We start from the raw sequence: 17,043 nt of genomic DNA, 5'->3' as shown, positions 1-17,043 counted from the left end.
TTTATCCGGCCGGGCTGCTTCCTTTCCCGCCCGGCTCACCCTTCGGCAGAACTTACCAGCGGGTTTTCCACAGGCCGCTCCGCAGGGTTTTCCACAGGGGTGGCCGACCCGTTCGCCTCCCGGCACAGTGGTGCACGTGGAAGGCGTTCGCAACTGGTGGCAGGAACTCGCCGGCCTGGTGCTGCCGACCGAGTGCGCGGGCTGCGGACGGGGCCGCACGGTGCTCTGCCCGCGGTGCCGTGCCGCACTCGACGGACACCCGCCGCGCCGGGTGCGTCCGCTGCCCGAGCCGGCCGGGCTGCCCGCCGTCCACGCGGCGGCACGGTACGCGGACGAGGTACGGGCCGTGCTGCTGGCACACAAGGAACGCGGCGGGCTGGCGTTGACGCGACCGTTGGGGGCGGCGTTGGCGGGGGCGGTGCGGGTGGGGTTGGGGTGGGTGGGGGAGGGGGAGGGGCCCCCACCCCCCGGAAACGCACCACCGCCCCCGCCCCCGCCCCCCATCCTGCTCGTCCCCGTCCCCTCCGCCCCCGCCGCCACCCGCGCTCGTGGCCATGATCCCGCGCGGCGTATCGCGTTCGCCGCCGCCGGTGAGCTGCGGCGGGCCGGGGTGCGGGTGCGGGTGGCGGCGGTGCTGCGGCAGCGGCGGGCGGTGGCCGATCAGGCGGGGCTCACCTCGCGTGAGCGGCTGGACAACCTGGTGGGGGCGCTGGCGGTGGTGCCCGGCGCCGGGCGGTTGTTGTGCCGTGGTCCGGTGGTGCTCGTCGACGACCTGGTGACGACGGGTGCCTCGCTCGCGGAGGCGGCGCGTGCGGTGCGGGCGGCCACGGCGGCGGGGCGGGCGGGGCGGGCGGGGCGCCAGGGGCGCGCGTGCCGGCGCGTCGGCGCGGCGGGGGAGCGCGGGTGGGTGGAGGGGCTGTCCGGGGCGGCCGGGGAGGGTTCCGGCGTGTCGGCCGTGTACGAGGGTCTCAGTCGGGAAGGCAGAGAGGTACGGCCGTCCCGGGCGAGGAAGGGAGGTGCGGGCGTGGGTCGTGGCGGGGAGGTGCTCTGCGCGGCCGTGGTCGCGGCGCCTCCGGATTCCTTCGTAATAAACCGGAACTGACTGCGAACTTGGGTCGTTGCAGGTAATGACAGGGTCAATTCACCTGAACGGAGGTACGCCGCAGTAGAGGGTGACGACATCCGTCCGGGCGAGATATGTTCGGTTGTGAGGGAAAGCCGCAGGCCACACCTCTCATATCCGAATGCCGTGCTGCGGTTTCGGTAATCATCCGCGGCACCTGGGGTGTAGATCTCGCCGATGGGGGAGGAGGAGGTGGAAGTCACCGAGTCCGAGGTTCCGGAGCTCACCGGGACCTGGTGCAAAAGGGAGACGCTCCGCACTGAGGCGGAGTGATCCGGGAACGGAGTTCTGCGTGGACATCGTCGTCAAGGGCCGCAAGACCGAGGTGCCCGAGCGGTTCCGCAAGCACGTGGCCGAGAAGCTGAAGCTGGAGAAGATCCAGAAGCTCGACGGCAAGGTGATCAGCCTCGACGTCGAGGTGTCCAAGGAGCCCAACCCCCGACAGGCCGACCGGTGCGACCGGGTGGAGATCACGCTCCGCTCCCGTGGCCCTGTGATCCGGGCGGAGGCAGCGGCCAGCGACCCGTATGCGGCACTCGATCTGGCGGCGGAGAAGCTGGACGCCCAGCTGCGCAAGCAGCACGACAAGCGTTACACGCGCCGCGGCGCACGCCGGCTCAGCGCGGCGGAGGTTCCCGACCACGTCCCGGGCGTGGCGACGCTCAACGGCAACGGACACCCCGTTTCCGCCGAAGCGTCGGACAGCGTGCCGACCAAGAAGATCGGTTCGCTGGAGGTGCAGGGTGACGGCCCCCTCGTGGTCCGCGAGAAGACCCACGTCGCCGCTCCGATGACTCTCGACCAGGCCCTCTACGAGATGGAACTGGTCGGCCACGACTTCTATCTGTTCGTCGACTCCGAGACCAAGCAGCCGAGCGTCGTGTACCGGCGCCACGCCTACGACTACGGCGTGATCCATCTCGACACGGACCCGATGGTCGCCCAGGCGCACTCCCCCGAGGCGGGTGGCGCGCTGGGTGGGTGACCCGGCCCGGTGACAGCTGAGCGGTGTGCCCCTGGAGCGCGGTGTGCGCCCCCAGGGGCACCCGTGTGCGACCCCCTGGGGCGTCGCTCTGTCACCGTGTTGTCGTCCGAGCATGGAATCATGGCCGGGGCGGCCCAATCGGTGGGCCGTTGCCTTGGGTTGGCGATGGCTCAGGACCACGGCCACAGCCTGCAGGGGGAGGAACGATGGCGGACAGCTTCGGACCGATGCGGGACGAGGATGCCGACGGCGGCGTCGTCGGCATGGGCCCGGACGCGGGCACCTCACGCAAGGAGCCGATCAGAGTCCTTGTCGTGGACGACCACGCCCTGTTCCGCCGGGGACTGGAGATCGTGCTCGCGGCCGAGGAGGACATCCAGGTCGTCGGTGAGGCCGGGGACGGCGCGGAGGCCGTGGACAAGGCGGCCGACCTGCTGCCGGACATCGTGCTGATGGATGTGCGGATGCCCAAGCGCGGCGGTATCGAGGCGTGCACCTCCATCAAGGAGGTCGCCCCCAGCGCGAAGATCATCATGCTGACGATCAGCGACGAGGAGGCCGACCTCTACGACGCGATCAAGGCGGGCGCGACCGGCTATCTCCTCAAGGAGATCTCGACGGACGAGGTCGCCACCGCGATCCGCGCGGTCGCCGACGGGCAGTCGCAGATCAGCCCGTCGATGGCGTCGAAGCTGCTCACCGAGTTCAAGTCGATGATCCAGCGGACCGACGAGCGCCGGCTGGTGCCCGCGCCGCGGCTGACGGACCGTGAGCTGGAGGTCCTCAAGCTGGTCGCCACCGGGATGAACAACCGGGACATCGCCAAGGAGTTGTTCATCTCCGAGAACACCGTGAAGAACCATGTGCGCAACATCCTGGAGAAGCTGCAGCTGCACTCCAGGATGGAGGCGGTGGTCTACGCGATGCGGGAGAAGATCCTCGAGATCCGGTGAACCCGGCGCGCCCGGTGGCCGGCTGGCGCGCCGGATGATGTCGGTCGGCCGGGTCAGCGCAGGGCGGTGACCAGGGCGCGGGTGATCTCCCGGGTGAGGGGATCGCGCAGCTCCGGGGCGTCCACCCGTTCCACCCGTACGTCCGTGCAGTCCACCCAGCTCGCCGCCTCGACCAGGGCCTCCGCCACCGCGGGGACGGCCTTGGCGCTGCCCAGGGTGACCTGTCGGGCCACCAGGGTGCGGCCTTCCCGGGCGGGGTCCACGCGGCCGACGAGCCGGCCGCCGGCCAGGACGGGCATGGCGAAGTAGCCGTAGACCCGCTTGGGCTTGGGGACGTAGGCCTCCAGGCGGTGGGTGAAGCCGAAGATCCGTTCGGTGCGCGCCCGCTCCCAGATCAGGGAGTCGAAGGGGGACAGGAGTGTGGTGCGGTGGCGGCCGCGCGGGGGTGTGCTGAGCGCTTCCGGGTCGGCCCAGGCGGGCTTGGACCAGCCCTCGACCGTGACCGGGACCAGGCCCGAGTCGGCGATCACCGCGTCCACCTGGTCGCCCTTGAGGCGGTGGTAGTCGGCGATGTCCGCGCGGGTGCCGACGCCGAGGGACTGGCCGGCCAGGCGGACCAGGCGGCGCAGGCACTCGGTGTCGTCCAGTTCGTCGTGCAGCAGGTCGGCGGGGACGGCGCGTTCGGCGAGGTCGTAGACGCGCTTCCAGCCGCGGCGCTGTACGCAGACCACTTCACCGTGCATGAGGGCGCGTTCCACGGCGACCTTGGTGCCGGACCAGTCCCACCATTCGCTGGTCTTCTTCGCGCCGCCCAATTCGGTGGCGGTGAGGGGGCCTTCGGCACGCAGCTGTTTGACGACCTGCTCGTAGGTGCCCTCGGGGAGGTCGTGGTTCCAGTGGGGGCGGTTGCGGTAGGCGCGGCGGCGGAAGGCGAAGTGGGGCCATTCCTCGATGGGGAGGATGCAGGCGGCGTGGGACCAGTACTCGAAGGCGTGGGGTCGTGCCGGAGGCGTGTCGGCGGAGCCGGGCGTCCAGTAGGCGTCCTCCACCGCCCTGCGGCCCACGGCGCCCAGGCGGGCGTAGGGGATCAGTTCGTGGGAGCGGGCGAGGACGGAGATGGTGTCGAGCTGGACCGCGCCGAGGTGGCGGAGGATTCCGCGGACGCCGGCCTTGCGGTCGGGGGTGCCGAGGAGGCCCTGGGCGCGCAGGGCGATCCGGCGGGCTTCGTCTGCGGAGAGCTCGGTGGCGGGGCGCGGGGTCGTCATGGCTCGCACGATAGAGCGTGGGACTGACAGTCCGCGGTGAGCTGGGGTTTTCCGTCCGATGCTCGGCTGGTGTCCGCCGGTGGCGGTGTGCCGTCAGTCGTCGGAGGGGACGGTGGGGGACGGCAGGTAGGGGGCCGCGGAGGGCAGGCCCAGGTCGGAGGGGAGCAGGGAGGCGACCCAGCAGTCCCGGCGCACGCCCTTGTTGTTGAGGGCGGAGCGCAGGGTGCCTTCGAGGGTGAAGCCGGCGTGCCGGGCGACCGCGCGGGAGGCGGTGTTGCCCACTTCGGCGCGCCATTCGACGCGGTCGACGGCGAGGTGGGTGAAGGCCCAGCGGACGGCGGTGAGGGTGGCCTCGGTGGTGTAGCCGTGGCCGCGGTGTTCCTTGGCGGCCCAGAAGCCGATCTCGGCGGTGCCGAGGGTGCGCATGGTGAGGCCGAGCATGCCGGTCAGGGTGTTGTCGGGGAGGAACACGCCGAAGGTGAACATCGAGGCGTCCGCCCAGCCTTCGGGGGCGATCTGTTCGGTGAAGCTGCGGGCGTGTTCGGGGAGGTAGGGGGAGGGGATGGTGGTCCAGCGCTGGATGTCGGGGTCCTGGGCGGCGGCGAGGACGGCGTCGGTGTCCTGGGGGCCGACGGGGCGCAGGACCAGGCGGTCGGTGGTGAGGGTGACGGGCTCCATCGGGAGATTGTGGTGGGGCGCGGCGGGTGGACGCCATCGGTTTGCGGGGCGTGAGCGGGTGATCACGATTCGCGCAATTCGTGGCCTCGGGCGGCACTATCGGCGGGCGCCGGGCGTTGTCCTGTTTGAGGAAGATTTTGACGCGTGTGCGCGACAGTGTGCGGTCCTCGTCACGGCAGGCCTCCCGGCGTGGCGGGGTCCTCGCATACGATGGCCGTTGCTCAGTAAGTCAAATGGAAACCGACCGTCCCAGGCCCGACCGGCAAGGAGACCAACCCCCGTGTCCGTCCTCTCGAAGATCATGCGTGCAGGCGAAGGCAAAATCCTGCGCAAGCTGCACCGCATCGCGGACCAGGTCAACTCCATCGAAGAGGACTTCGTCGACCTCTCCGACGCCGAGCTGCGGGCTCTCACCGATGAGTACAAGCAGCGGTATGCCGATGGGGAGAGCCTGGACGACCTGCTGCCCGAGGCGTTCGCGACGGTGCGCGAGGCCGCGAAGCGCGTCCTGGGCCAGCGTCACTACGACGTGCAGCTCATGGGTGGTGCCGCCCTGCACCTCGGCTATGTCGCCGAGATGAAGACCGGTGAGGGCAAGACGCTCGTCGGCACGCTGCCCGCGTATCTCAACGCCCTTTCCGGTGACGGCGTGCACCTGATCACGGTGAACGACTATCTGGCCGAGCGTGACTCGGAGATGATGGGTCGCGTCCACCGGTTCCTGGGTCTGAGCGTGGGCTGCATCCTGGCGAACATGACGCCGGCCCAGCGCCGCGAGCAGTACCTGTGCGACATCACGTACGGCACGAACAACGAGTTCGGTTTCGACTATCTGCGCGACAACATGGCGTGGTCCAAGGACGAGCTCGTCCAGCGCGGCCACAACTTCGCCATCGTCGACGAGGTCGACTCCATCCTGGTCGACGAGGCGCGTACGCCGCTGATCATCTCCGGTCCGGCCGACCAGGCCACCAAGTGGTACGGCGACTTCGCCAAGCTGGTGACGCGCCTGAAGAAGGGCGAGGCGGGCAACCCGCTGAAGGGCCTCGAGGAGACCGGCGACTACGACGTCGACGAGAAGAAGCGCACGGTCGCGATCCACGAGGCCGGTGTCTCCAAGGTCGAGGACTGGCTGGGGATCGACAACCTGTACGAGTCGGTGAACACGCCGCTCGTCGGTTACCTGAACAACGCCATCAAGGCGAAGGAACTGTTCAAGAAGGACAAGGACTACGTCGTCATCGACGGCGAGGTCATGATCGTCGACGAGCACACGGGCCGTATCCTCGCCGGCCGCCGTTACAACGAGGGCATGCACCAGGCGATCGAGGCGAAGGAAGGGGTGGACATCAAGGACGAGAACCAGACGCTCGCCACGATCACCCTGCAGAACTTCTTCCGCCTCTACGGCAAGCTCTCCGGCATGACCGGTACGGCGATGACGGAGGCCGCCGAGTTCCACCAGATCTACAAGCTCGGCGTGGTCCCGATCCCGACGAACAAGCCGATGGTCCGCAAGGACCAGTCGGACCTCATCTACCGCACCGAGGTCGCCAAGTTCGAGGCCGTGGTCGACGACATCGCCGAGAAGCACGAGAAGGGCCAGCCGATCCTCGTCGGCACGACGTCCGTCGAGAAGTCGGAGTACCTCTCGCAGCAGCTGTCCAAGCGCGGCATCCAGCACGAGGTGCTCAACGCCAAGCACCACGAGCGTGAGGCGCAGATCGTGGCCCAGGCGGGCCGCAAGGGCGCGGTGACGGTGGCCACGAACATGGCCGGCCGTGGTACGGACATCAAGCTCGGCGGCAACCCCGAGGACCTCGCGGAGGCGGAGCTGCGGCAGCGCGGCCTGGATCCGGAGGAGCACATCGAGGAGTGGGCCGCGGCGCTTCCGGCCGCCCTGGAGAAGGCCGAGCAGGCTGTCAAGGCGGAGAAGGAAGAGGTCGAGGAGCTCGGCGGCCTGTACGTGCTGGGCACCGAGCGGCACGAGTCGCGTCGTATCGACAACCAGCTGCGCGGTCGTTCCGGCCGTCAGGGTGACCCGGGCGAGTCGCGTTTCTACCTCTCCCTGGGTGACGACCTGATGCGTCTGTTCAAGGCGCAGATGGTCGAGCGCGTGATGTCGATGGCGAACGTCCCGGACGACGTGCCGATCGAGAACAAGATGGTCACGCGTGCGATCGCGTCCGCGCAGTCCCAGGTCGAGCAGCAGAACTTCGAGACCCGTAAGAACGTCCTGAAGTACGACGAGGTCCTCAACCGTCAGCGTGAGGTCATCTACGGCGAGCGGCGGCGCGTCCTGGAGGGCGAGGACCTGCACGAGCAGATCCAGCACTTCATGGACGACACGATCGACGCGTACGTCTCCGCGGAGACCGCCGAGGGCTTCCCGGAGGACTGGGACCTGGACCGGCTGTGGGGCGCGTTCAAGCAGCTGTACCCGGTGAAGATCACGGTGGACGAGCTGGAGGAGGCGGCCGGTGACCGGGCCGGTCTGACCGCCGAGTTCATCTCGGAGTCCATCAAGGACGACATCCACGAGCAGTACGCGGCGCGGGAGACGCAGCTCGGCTCGGAGATCATGCGTGAGCTGGAGCGCCGGGTCGTGCTGTCGGTCCTGGACCGGAAGTGGCGTGAGCACCTCTACGAGATGGACTACCTCCAGGAGGGCATCGGCCTGCGCGCGATGGCGCAGAAGGACCCGCTGGTCGAGTACCAGCGCGAGGGCTTCGACATGTTCGCCGCGATGATGGACGGCATCAAGGAGGAGTCCGTCGGCTACCTGTTCAACCTGGAGGTCCAGGTCGAGCAGCAGGTCGAGGAGGTCCCGGTCGAGGACGTCAAGCCCGTCGACATGGAGAAGCAGGACGTGGTGCCGGCGCAGGCGGGCGCGCGTCCGGAGATCCGCGCCAAGGGGCTGGACGCTCCGCAGCGGCGGAACCTGCACTTCTCCGCGCCGACCGTGGACGGCGAGGGCGGCACGATCGAGGGTGACTTCGACGCCGACGACGAGCCGGTGCGTTCCGAGGCCGACGGCCTCACGCGCGCGGAGCGCCGCAAGCAGGCGAAGGCCGGGCGGCGCCGCAAGAAGTAGCGGCTGTGCGGGCCCGCGGGGCCGTTGCCGAAGGTGACGGTGTCGTGGGGCGCGCGGCGGATCGAGGGCCGGGTCACCTGGGGTGGCCCGGCCCTTTCGCGTGCCCGCCGGTCCGGGGCTTCAGTCGTCCTGGGGGTGTGGCCTGCGCGGGCCGCCCAGTTCCACGGCCGTGCAGCGCCAGCGGCGGTCGGTGCCGAGTTCCAGGCGGAAGGCCATGGCGCGCAGCCGGTCGCCGGTGCCGATGCGGGCGAACGCCTCGATCGCGCCGGGGCGGGGGACGTAGTAGCCGATGTCGCGGACGGTCGGGCTGACGCCGTGGGTGGCGCGCAGGGGGCCGCGTTCGGCGAGGTCGGCGAGGTCGTCGTAGGCGCGGCCGCGGGTGTGGCGGAGCATCGAGTGGACGGGGCGGCGGCCGCTGAGGACCGCGAGGAGGCGGTCGGCGAAGAGGTCGGTGGGGCGGGGCTGGGCCGGTGGGCGCTGCGGGCTTCGGGCGGGGGCCGTGGCCGGCGCGGGGGTGTGGGGCCGGGGCTGTGCCGTGGCGGGTGGGGCCGGGTGCGGGTGCGGGTGCGCGTGGAGGTGGGGTGCAGGGGCTTGGCCGGGGCGGCGCGGGGTCCTGGAGGGCTGTGTCGTCGAGGGCTGTGTCGTCGAGGGCTGGGGGGTCGGGGGCTGGGTGGTGGAGGGCGGGGTCGTGGAGGGCTGCGGGGTCGTGGAGGGCTGGGTGGTGCGGGTCTGGCGGGTGCGGGGTGGGGTGCCTGCGGGGCGGCGGGGGTCTCGGCGGCCCGGAGGGCGGGTGCCCGGGGAGTGCTGCAGCCTGGTCATGACCTTGTTCATCGTGTCCCCGTTCGATCGGCTGGATGGGGCGACGACGCGACCTTCTACCGGTCGGTAACTTGCCGTCGTCGATCTTGTACGCGGTTGCGGTGCGTGATGGCAAGTGAGCGGAGAGTGTGTGGCGCGGTGCGGGGAAGTTCACCTATCAGGGTGGCCCGAAGGGGGAAAAGCCCCGGCCGGAGGGGTGCGGGGGGTGAATTCCGGGGCGTGGGGTGGACGCTTTCCGAGGCGCGGGGAGGGCCACGAAAGGGGACGTCCGCACGTATCCTGAGGGTCATCCGGGCGAAGCGTCCGGCCCGAGAACCGACGACGAAAGAGCGGCCCGCCATGCGCGTCTACGTCCCCCTGACCCTCCCCGGCCTCGCCGAGGCGCACAAGACGGGGGAACTGGGGTCCGGGCCGCTCGTCGCGTACGCCGTCACGCCCGCGTTGCGCGAGTGGTACCTGTCCGACGACATCGAGGAGCTGGAGTACGCGGCGCTCAGCCGGGCCGCGCTGGCCTCGCTGCGGCTGCTCGCGGCGGACCCGGGTGCGCCGCGCCGGCGGGTCGTGGTCGCCGTCGACGTACCGGACCGGGCGGCCGCGGTCGACCCCGACCGGGGACTGGACCCCGCGGCGCTCGGCGAGGTGCGGGTCTCGGGTGCCGTACCGCTCGCCAAGGCGGCCTCGGTGCACGTCGACGCGGCGGACGCGGAGGCGGACGTGGCCGCGGCGGCGGAGGCGCTTCGGGCGGCGGACGGCGGGGACGACGACGCGCAGTTCGTGGTGGACGGGGCCGAGGACCACGAACTGCTGTGGTTCGCCACCCAGGAGATCCCGAACCTGGTGGGGGCCGGCGGCTGAGGGACCGGGCCCGGTGAGGGTGCCGAATCGCTTCGGCTCTTGATTGTCGGTGGAGGCGGGTACGTTTTCTGGCATGGGGAAGCAGCAGGTGGCGGCGCACATCGTCTGGGACTGGAACGGGACGCTGCTCAACGACAACGACGCGATCATCGGGGCGACCAACGCGGCGTTCGCGGAACTGGGACTGGAACCGCTGACGCTGGAGCAGTACCGGGCGCTGTACTGCGTGCCGGTGCCGAAGTTCTACGAGCGGCTGATCGGCAGGCTGCCGACGGACGCCGAGTGGGAGCTCATGGACGAGATCTTCCACCGGTACTACGCGGAGCACCGGGTGCGGTGCGGGCTGACCGAAGGGGTGGTGGAACTGCTCGCGGGGTGGCGGTCGGCGGGCCACAGTCAGTCCCTGCTGAGCATGTACGTGCATGAGGAGCTGGTCCCCGTCGTGCGGGGGTTCGGGATCGAACCTCACTTCGTGCGGGTCGACGGGCGGGTCGGGCCGTCCGGGGGGAGCAAGGCCGAGCACATGGTGCGGCATCTCGCCGCGCTGGCCGAGGTGGAGCCGTCGCGGACGGTGGTGATCGGGGACGCGGCCGATGACGCGGTGGCCGCGTTGCACGCCGGGGTGCAGGCGGTGCTGTACACCGGCGGGTCGCACAGTCGGGCCAGCCTCGAAGGGGTGGGGGTGCCGGTGGTGGATTCGCTGGCTGAGGCGGTGGAGGTCGCGGGGCGGCTGGCTGCCTGAGGTGCGGCGTCCTTGAGGCGCCGCACCTGTGGGGCCGTCCGGATCAGATCGCCGGGGCCTTCGCGCGCAGCACCGTCAGGAACTCGCGCATCCAGGCCGGGTGGTCGGGCCAGGCGCGGGAGGAGACGAGGGTGCCGTCGACCACCGCCTCGGTGTCCTGGTAGGTGGCGCCGGCCGCCTGCATGTCGATCTCCAGGGCGGGGTACGCCGTGACGCGGCGGCCGCGGAGGGCGTCCGCGGCGGCGGTGAGCAGGGGGCCGTGGCAGATCTGGGCGACGGGTTTGTCCGCGTCGAAGAACGACTTGAGGATCTTGCGGAGTTCGGGGTCGTTGCGGAGGTATTCGGGGGCGCGGCCGCCGGGGATGACCACGGCGGCGTACTGGCCGGGGTCCACCTCGGAGAAGGCGAGGTCGGCGGGCCAGGTGTAGCCGGGCTTCTCGGTGTACGTATCGAAGCCGGGTTCGAAATCGTGGACGACGAACTGGAGCTTCTTGCGGGTGGGGGCGGCGATGTGGACCTCGTAGCCCTCCTCGCGGAGGCGTTGGTAGGGGTAGAGGACTTCCAGGGATTCGGCTGCGTCGCCGGTGACGATGAGGATCTTCGTGGGCATGGTGGGCGGCTCCTCTCGGGCGGGCGCTCTCCTTGGCAACGTGCCTCTCGGGGGTGGCCTTGCCAAGAGGTGGGGCGCTTTCAGGGTCTCTCGCCGAGGGATGCGACGTCGACCTGTCTCGCCCCCGCCGCCCTTACCCGTCCCATCCCTGGGGCTCCGCCCCTGTCGCCCCTCGAGGGTCTTCGCCCACCCGCCCGCCCGACTCGGTTGGTCGAGAAGTGACCCTCCTCGGGGCTCCGCCCCGGACCCCGGCGGGGACCGCGTCCCCTGCACCCCTCACGGGCTCAGCCCCTGCACCCCGGTGGGGCCTGCGTCCCCGGCACCCCTCGGGGCTCTGCCCCTGCACCCCACGGGGCTCCGCCCCGGACCCCGGCGGGGACCGCGCCCCCTCGCACCCCTCGCAGACCTCCGCCCCTCAGCCCCCACCAACCCCCATCAACCCCCCATCAACCCCCTCACCTACCCCCTCCCCCCACCAACACCTCCCCCTGCACCCCCCACCCCCTCCCACCCCTGTGCAGAACGTCAAAGTTCTCCCCCCGGTTTTGTACACATACGGCTCATGACGGGTCCCCGGTGATGAGCGATAGCCTTGGTGGCGTGATCAGCGCGATAGCTCGCGGGGGTGCTGTGGCCCCTGCCCTGCGCCCGGCATGTGCGGACCATCTCCGCGGCCGGGCGGCGGACGCTGGTTCTTGCGGGCGGGGCCGGGGCACCAGGAGCCTCAGGACGGCGCGTACGTTCGAGAAGCGCGTGGCGCGGAGAGCAGCGTCACACCTCGGAGTGGTGTCGAGAATGGCCGATTACCCCCCGCTCATCTCACCTTGCGGCATAGCGTCGGAGCAGACCGGAGACCCCGGGCTGTGGCGTCGAGCCGCTGGGGAAGAGACCGTACTTCCTTCTACGTCACGCAACGGCGCGCGACAGGAGTCAGAGGACAATGCAGACCAAGCTGGACGAAGCCAAGGCCGAGCTGCTCGAGAGGGCGGCGCGGGTCGCTGAGAACAGCCCGGTCGGGGGGCACCTACCGACTGGGACGACGGGCGAGGGCACTCCGGGCACCCTGGACCACGACGCCCTCCTCGCGTTCCTCCAGCGCTACTACCTGCACACCGCCCCGGAGGACCTCGCCGACCGCGACCCGGTCGACGTCTTCGGAGCCGCGCTCTCCCACTACCGGCTCGCCGAGAACCGGCCGCAGGGGACGGCCAACGTCCGGGTCCACACGCCGACCGTCGAGGAGAACGGCTGGACCTGCAGCCACTCCGTGGTCGAGGTCGTCACCGACGACATGCCCTTCCTCGTCGACTCCGTCACCAACGAGCTGACCCGTCAGGGACGGGGCATCCACCTCGTCGTGCATCCGCAGTTCGTGGTGCGGCGGGACGTGACCGGAAAGCTCATCGAGGTGCTGGGATCCCCGCGCGCCGCCGGTGACCTTCCGCACGACGCGCACATCGAGTCCTGGATCCACGTGGAGATGGACCGGGAGACCGACCGCGCCGACCTGAAGCAGGTCACCGCCGATCTGCTGAGGGTGCTCTCCGACGTCCGCGAGGCCGTCGAGGACTGGGAGAAGATGCGGGACTCGGCCCTGCGGATCGCCGACGCCCTGCCCGACGAGCCCACGCCCGGTGACCTTCCCTCGCCCGAGGTCGAGGAGGCCCGTGAGCTGCTGCGCTGGCTCGCCGCCGATCACTTCACCTTCCTGGGGTACCGGGAGTACCAGCTGCGGGACGACGACTCCCTCGCGGCCGTGCCGGGGACCGGGCTCGGGATACTGCGGGCCGATCCGCATCACGCCGACGGTGACGCGCACCCCGTCAGCCCGTCCTTCGAGAGGCTCCCCGCCGACGCGCGCGCCAAGGCCCGTGAGCACAAGCTGCTCGTCCTGACCAAGGCCAACAGCCGGGCCACCGTGCACCGGCCCTCGTATCTCGACTATGTCGGGGTCAAGAAGTTCGACGCCGAGGGGAACGTGGTCGGGGAGCGGCGGTTCCTCGGGCTCTTCTCCTCCGCGGCCTACACCGAGTCCGTGGTCCGGGTCCCCGTCGTGAGGCGCAAGGTCGACGCCGTCCTGACGGGCGCGGGGTTCTCGCCCAACAGCCACGACGGGCGCGACCTGCTCCAGATCATGGAGACGTATCCGCGCGACGAGCTCTTCCAGACGCCGGTCGACGAGCTGCGGTCCATCGTGACCAGCGTGCTCTACCTGCAGGAGCGGCGGCGGCTGCGGCTCTACCTGCGGCAGGACGAGTACGGGCGCTACTACTCCGCGCTGGTCTACCTGCCCCGCGACCGCTACACCACCGGTGTCCGGCTGCGGATCATCGAGATCCTCAAGGAGGAGCTGGGCGGCACCAGCGTCGACTTCACCGCCTGGAACACGGAGTCGATCCTGTCCCGGCTGCACTTCGTGGTGCGGGTCCCGCAGGGCACCGAGCTGCCCGAGCTGTCGGAGGCCGACAAGGAACGCATCGAGGCGCGGCTCGTGGAGGCGGCGCGGTCCTGGGCGGACGCGTTCGCCGAGGCGCTCAACGCCGAACTGGGCGAGGAGCGGGCCGCCGAGCTGCTGCGCCGCTACAACAACGCCTTCACCGAGGGCTACAAGGCCGACCACACCCCGCGCGCCGCGGTCGCCGACCTCGTCCACCTCGAACGGCTCACCGAGGACCAGAGCTTCTCGCTCAGCCTGTACGAGCCGGTGGGCGCCGCCCCGGACGAGCGCCGCTTCAAGATCTACCGCAAGGGCGCCGCGATCTCCCTGTCGGCCGTGCTGCCGGTGCTGAACCGGCTGGGTGTCGAGGTGATCGACGAGCGGCCGTACGAGATGCGCTGCTCGGACCGGTCGGTGGCCTGGATCTACGACTTCGGGCTGCGCATCCCCAAGGCGCTGGGCGGCGGCACCACCGATCTGCTCGGGGACGACGGGCGTGAGCGGTTCCAGGAGGCGTTCGCCGCGACCTGGACCGGCGAGGCGGAGAACGACGGGTTCAACGCGCTGGTGCTGGGGGCCGGGCTGAACTGGCGGCAGGCGATGGTGCTGCGCGCCTACGCCAAGTACCTGCGCCAGGCCGGGTCCACGTTCAGCCAGGACTACATGGAGGACACCCTCCGGACGAACGTCCACACCACCCGGCTGCTCGTCTCCCTGTTCGAGGCGCGGATGTCGCCCGGCCGGCAGCGTGCCGGGCTGGAGATCGTCGACGCGCTGCTGGAGGAGCTGGACGCCGCGCTCGACCAGGTGGCCTCGCTCGACGAGGACCGGATCCTGCGGTCCTTCCTCACCGTCATCAAGGCGACCCTGCGGACCAACTTCTTCCAGAACACCGCGGACGGCACGCCGCACGCGTACGTGTCGATGAAGTTCGACCCGCGGGCGATCCCGGACCTGCCGGCGCCCCGCCCGGCGTTCGAGATCTGGGTGTACTCGCCCCGGGTGGAAGGTGTGCACCTTCGGTTCGGGAAGGTCGCGCGCGGCGGCCTCAGGTGGTCGGACCGCAGGGAGGACTTCCGGACCGAGATCCTCGGGCTGGTCAAGGCGCAGATGGTGAAGAACACCGTCATCGTGCCGGTCGGCGCCAAGGGCGGCTTCGTCGCCAAGCAGCTGCCCGACCCGTCCGTGGACCGTGACGCGTGGCTGGCCGAGGGCATCGCCAGCTACCGCACGTTCATCTCCGCGCTCCTCGACATCACCGACAACATGGTGGCCGGGGAGGTCGTGCCGCCCGCCGACGTCGTACGGCACGACGGGGACGACACCTACCTGGTGGTCGCGGCCGACAAGGGCACGGCGACGTTCTCCGACATCGCCAACGAGGTCGCCCAGTCCTACGACTTCTGGCTCGGGGACGCGTTCGCCTCCGGCGGCAGCGCCGGGTACGACCACAAGGCGATGGGCATCACCGCGCGCGGCGCCTGGGAGTCCGTCAAGCGGCACTTCCGTGACATGGGCGTGGACACGCAGGTCGAGGACTTCACGGTCGTCGGCATCGGTGACATGTCCGGTGACGTGTTCGGCAACGGCATGCTGCTCTCCGAGCACATCCGCCTGGTCGCCGCGTTCGACCACCGGCACATCTTCATCGACCCCCACCCGGACGCCGCGACCTCCTACGCCGAGCGCCGCCGCCTGTTCGAGCTGCCGCGCAGTTCCTGGGCCGACTACAACAGCGACCTGATCTCCTCCGGCGGCGGTGTCTTCCCCCGTACGGCGAAGGCGATCCCGGTCAACGCGCACATCCGGGAGGCCCTCGGCATCGAGGCGGGCGTCACCAAGCTGACCCCGGCCGACCTGATGAAGGCGATCCTCTCGGCGCCGGTGGACCTGCTGTGGAACGGCGGCATCGGCACGTACGTCAAGGCGAGCACCGAGTCGAACGCCGACGTCGGCGACAAGGCGAACGACCCGATCCGTGTCGACGGCCAGGACCTGCGGGTCAAGGTCGTCGGCGAGGGCGGCAACCTGGGCCTGACCCAGCTCGGCCGGATCGAGTTCGCCCGCAGCGGCGGCCGGATCAACACCGACGCCATCGACAACAGCGCCGGTGTGGACACCTCCGACCACGAGGTGAACATCAAGATCCTGCTGAACGGTCTGGTCACGGACGGCGACATGACCGTCAAGCAGCGCAACAAGCTGCTCGCGGAGATGACCGACGAGGTCGGCGCGCTGGTCCTGCGCAACAACTACGCGCAGAACACGGCGATCGCCAACGCCCTCGCCCAGTCCAAGGACATGCTCCACGCCCAGCAGCGCTACCTCCGCCACCTGGTCCGCGAGGGCCACCTGGACCGGGCGCTGGAGTTCCTGCCGACCGACCGGCAGATCCGTGAGCGCCTCGGGTCCGGCCACGGCCTGACCGGTCCGGAGACCGCGGTCCTGCTGGCGTACACGAAGATCACGGTCTCGGACGAGCTGCTGCAGACCTCGCTGCCCGACGACCCGTATCTGCGCGGTCTGCTGTACGCGTACTTCCCGACCGCGTTGCGCGAGCAGTTCCCCGAGCACATCGACAACCACCCGCTGCGCCGTGAGATCACCACGACCGTGCTGGTCAACGACACGGTCAACACGGGCGGTACGACGTATCTGCACCGGCTGCGCGAGGAGACGGGCGCCTCGCTGGAGGAGATCGTGCGGGCGCAGACCGCGGCCCGGGCGATCTTCAAGTCGGCGCCGGTGTGGGACGCGGTCGAGGAGCTCGACAACACCGTCGAGGCGGCCGTGCAGACCCGGATCCGGCTGCACTCGCGCCGGCTCGTCGAGCGCGGCACCCGCTGGCTGCTCAACAACCGGCCGCAGCCGCTGCAGCTCGCCGAGACCGTGGAGTTCTTCGCCGAGCGCGTCGAGCAGGTCTGGTCGCAGCTGACGAAGCTGCTGCGCGGCGCGGACCTGGAGTGGTGGCAGAAGATCTACGACGAGCTGACCGGCGCGGGTGTGCCGGACGAGCTCGCCACCCGGGTGGCCGGGTTCTCCTCCGCCTTCCCGGCGCTGGACATCGTGTCGGTCGCCGACCGCATGGGCAAGGACCCGCTGGACGTGGCCGAGGTCTACTACGACCTGGCCGACCGGCTGCACATCACCCAGCTCATGGACCGCATCATCGAGCTGCCGCGTGCCGACCGCTGGCAGTCCATGGCCCGCGCCTCCATCCGCGAGGACCTGTACGCGGCGCACGCGGCGCTGACGGCGGACGTCCTGGCCGTCGGCAACGGCAGCTCGACGCCGGAGCAGCGGTTCAAGGCGTGGCAGGAGCGGAACGCGGCGATCCTGGGCCGGGCGCGCACGACGCTGGAGGAGATCCAGAGTTCGGAGACGTTCGACCTGGCGAACCTGTCGGTCGCGATGCGCACGATGCGGACGCTGCTGCGGACGCACTCGTGACGCCGCCCCGTACCGGCACACCGCGTACGGCG

11 protein-coding genes are annotated in these 17,043 nt (G+C 70.5%); 7 read left to right on the top strand and 4 right to left on the bottom strand.

Features of this window, described 5'->3' with window-relative positions:
• The first annotated feature begins 136 nt into the window (after positions 1–136).
• From ACFY2L_RS07045 to ACFY2L_RS07035, 3 genes are all read left to right on the top strand, one after another.
• A complete protein-coding gene (locus ACFY2L_RS07045) occupies positions 137–1,102 on the top strand; it encodes a ComF family protein (protein ID WP_390821675.1) in 966 nt (321 codons plus the stop codon).
• Positions 1,103–1,415: 313 nt separating this feature from the next.
• A complete protein-coding gene (hpf, locus tag ACFY2L_RS07040) occupies positions 1,416–2,108 on the top strand; it encodes a ribosome hibernation-promoting factor, HPF/YfiA family (RefSeq protein WP_390660263.1) in 693 nt (230 codons plus the stop codon).
• Between the two features lie 206 nt (positions 2,109–2,314).
• Entirely contained in the window at positions 2,315–3,061 is a 747-nt protein-coding gene (locus ACFY2L_RS07035) for a response regulator (RefSeq protein WP_390660262.1), read from the top strand.
• 53 nt (positions 3,062–3,114) lie between these two features.
• Here ACFY2L_RS07035 and ACFY2L_RS07030 read toward each other — a convergent pair whose 3' ends face one another.
• Both ACFY2L_RS07030 and ACFY2L_RS07025 read right to left on the bottom strand, forming a co-directional pair.
• Positions 3,115–4,326 carry a winged helix-turn-helix domain-containing protein gene (locus tag ACFY2L_RS07030; protein ID WP_390660261.1) on the bottom strand — a complete coding sequence of 404 codons (1,212 nt, stop codon included), beginning with the start codon at positions 4,324–4,326 and terminating at the stop codon, positions 3,115–3,117.
• A 93-nt stretch (positions 4,327–4,419) separates the two neighbouring features.
• Positions 4,420–5,004 (bottom strand): GNAT family N-acetyltransferase, encoded by a 585-nt coding sequence (locus ACFY2L_RS07025; protein WP_390660260.1) that lies wholly within the window; start codon positions 5,002–5,004, stop codon positions 4,420–4,422.
• 280 nt (positions 5,005–5,284) lie between these two features.
• Between ACFY2L_RS07025 and secA the strand changes: the two genes are divergently transcribed.
• On the top strand, positions 5,285–8,098 hold the full coding sequence (secA, locus tag ACFY2L_RS07020; protein WP_390660259.1) for a preprotein translocase subunit SecA: 2,814 nt from the start codon (positions 5,285–5,287) through the stop codon (positions 8,096–8,098).
• 120 nt (positions 8,099–8,218) lie between these two features.
• Here the strand turns inward: secA and ACFY2L_RS07015 are convergent, their stop codons facing one another.
• The gene (locus tag ACFY2L_RS07015) at positions 8,219–8,929 is read right to left on the bottom strand and encodes an Rv3235 family protein (protein ID WP_390821674.1); all 711 of its coding nucleotides are present in this window, start codon (positions 8,927–8,929) and stop codon (positions 8,219–8,221) included.
• Between the two features lie 327 nt (positions 8,930–9,256).
• Here ACFY2L_RS07015 and ACFY2L_RS07010 point away from each other — a divergent pair, with 327 nt between their 5' ends.
• Positions 9,257–9,772: a DUF6912 family protein gene (locus tag ACFY2L_RS07010; RefSeq protein WP_390821673.1), complete on the top strand. Its 516-nt coding sequence runs from the start codon at positions 9,257–9,259 to the stop codon at positions 9,770–9,772.
• Between the two features lie 73 nt (positions 9,773–9,845).
• Positions 9,846–10,514, top strand: a complete 669-nt coding sequence (locus ACFY2L_RS07005) for an HAD family hydrolase (RefSeq protein WP_390660256.1) — start codon at positions 9,846–9,848, stop codon at positions 10,512–10,514.
• Positions 10,515–10,557: 43 nt separating this feature from the next.
• Here the strand turns inward: ACFY2L_RS07005 and ACFY2L_RS07000 are convergent, their stop codons facing one another.
• Complete coding sequence (locus tag ACFY2L_RS07000; protein ID WP_390660255.1) at positions 10,558–11,124, bottom strand: DJ-1/PfpI family protein; 567 nt, start codon at positions 11,122–11,124, stop codon at positions 10,558–10,560.
• Between the two features lie 940 nt (positions 11,125–12,064).
• Between ACFY2L_RS07000 and ACFY2L_RS06995 the strand changes: the two genes are divergently transcribed.
• Positions 12,065–17,011, top strand: a complete 4,947-nt coding sequence (locus tag ACFY2L_RS06995) for an NAD-glutamate dehydrogenase (protein WP_390821672.1) — start codon at positions 12,065–12,067, stop codon at positions 17,009–17,011.
• Positions 17,012–17,043 lie beyond the last annotated feature (32 nt).

Source organism: Streptomyces sp. NPDC001381, from assembly GCF_042895685.1.
Taxonomy (GTDB): Bacteria; Actinomycetota; Actinomycetes; order Streptomycetales; family Streptomycetaceae; genus Streptomyces.
The sequence above is the reverse complement of the archived record's forward strand: the minus strand, read 5'-3'. Positions and strand labels throughout refer to the sequence as shown.

Coding starts and splice junctions, on each gene's coding strand:
- ACFY2L_RS07035 (WP_390660262.1), top strand. CDS start 2,315: ATGGCGGACAGCTTCGGACCGATGCGGGACGAGGATGCCGACGGCGGC.
- ACFY2L_RS07030 (WP_390660261.1), bottom strand. CDS start 4,326: ATGACGACCCCGCGCCCCGCCACCGAGCTCTCCGCAGACGAAGCCCGC.
- ACFY2L_RS07025 (WP_390660260.1), bottom strand. CDS start 5,004: ATGGAGCCCGTCACCCTCACCACCGACCGCCTGGTCCTGCGCCCCGTC.
- ACFY2L_RS07015 (WP_390821674.1), bottom strand. CDS start 8,929: ATGAACAAGGTCATGACCAGGCTGCAGCACTCCCCGGGCACCCGCCCT.
- ACFY2L_RS07010 (WP_390821673.1), top strand. CDS start 9,257: ATGCGCGTCTACGTCCCCCTGACCCTCCCCGGCCTCGCCGAGGCGCAC.
- ACFY2L_RS07005 (WP_390660256.1), top strand. CDS start 9,846: ATGGGGAAGCAGCAGGTGGCGGCGCACATCGTCTGGGACTGGAACGGG.
- ACFY2L_RS07000 (WP_390660255.1), bottom strand. CDS start 11,124: ATGCCCACGAAGATCCTCATCGTCACCGGCGACGCAGCCGAATCCCTG.
- ACFY2L_RS06995 (WP_390821672.1), top strand. CDS start 12,065: ATGCAGACCAAGCTGGACGAAGCCAAGGCCGAGCTGCTCGAGAGGGCG.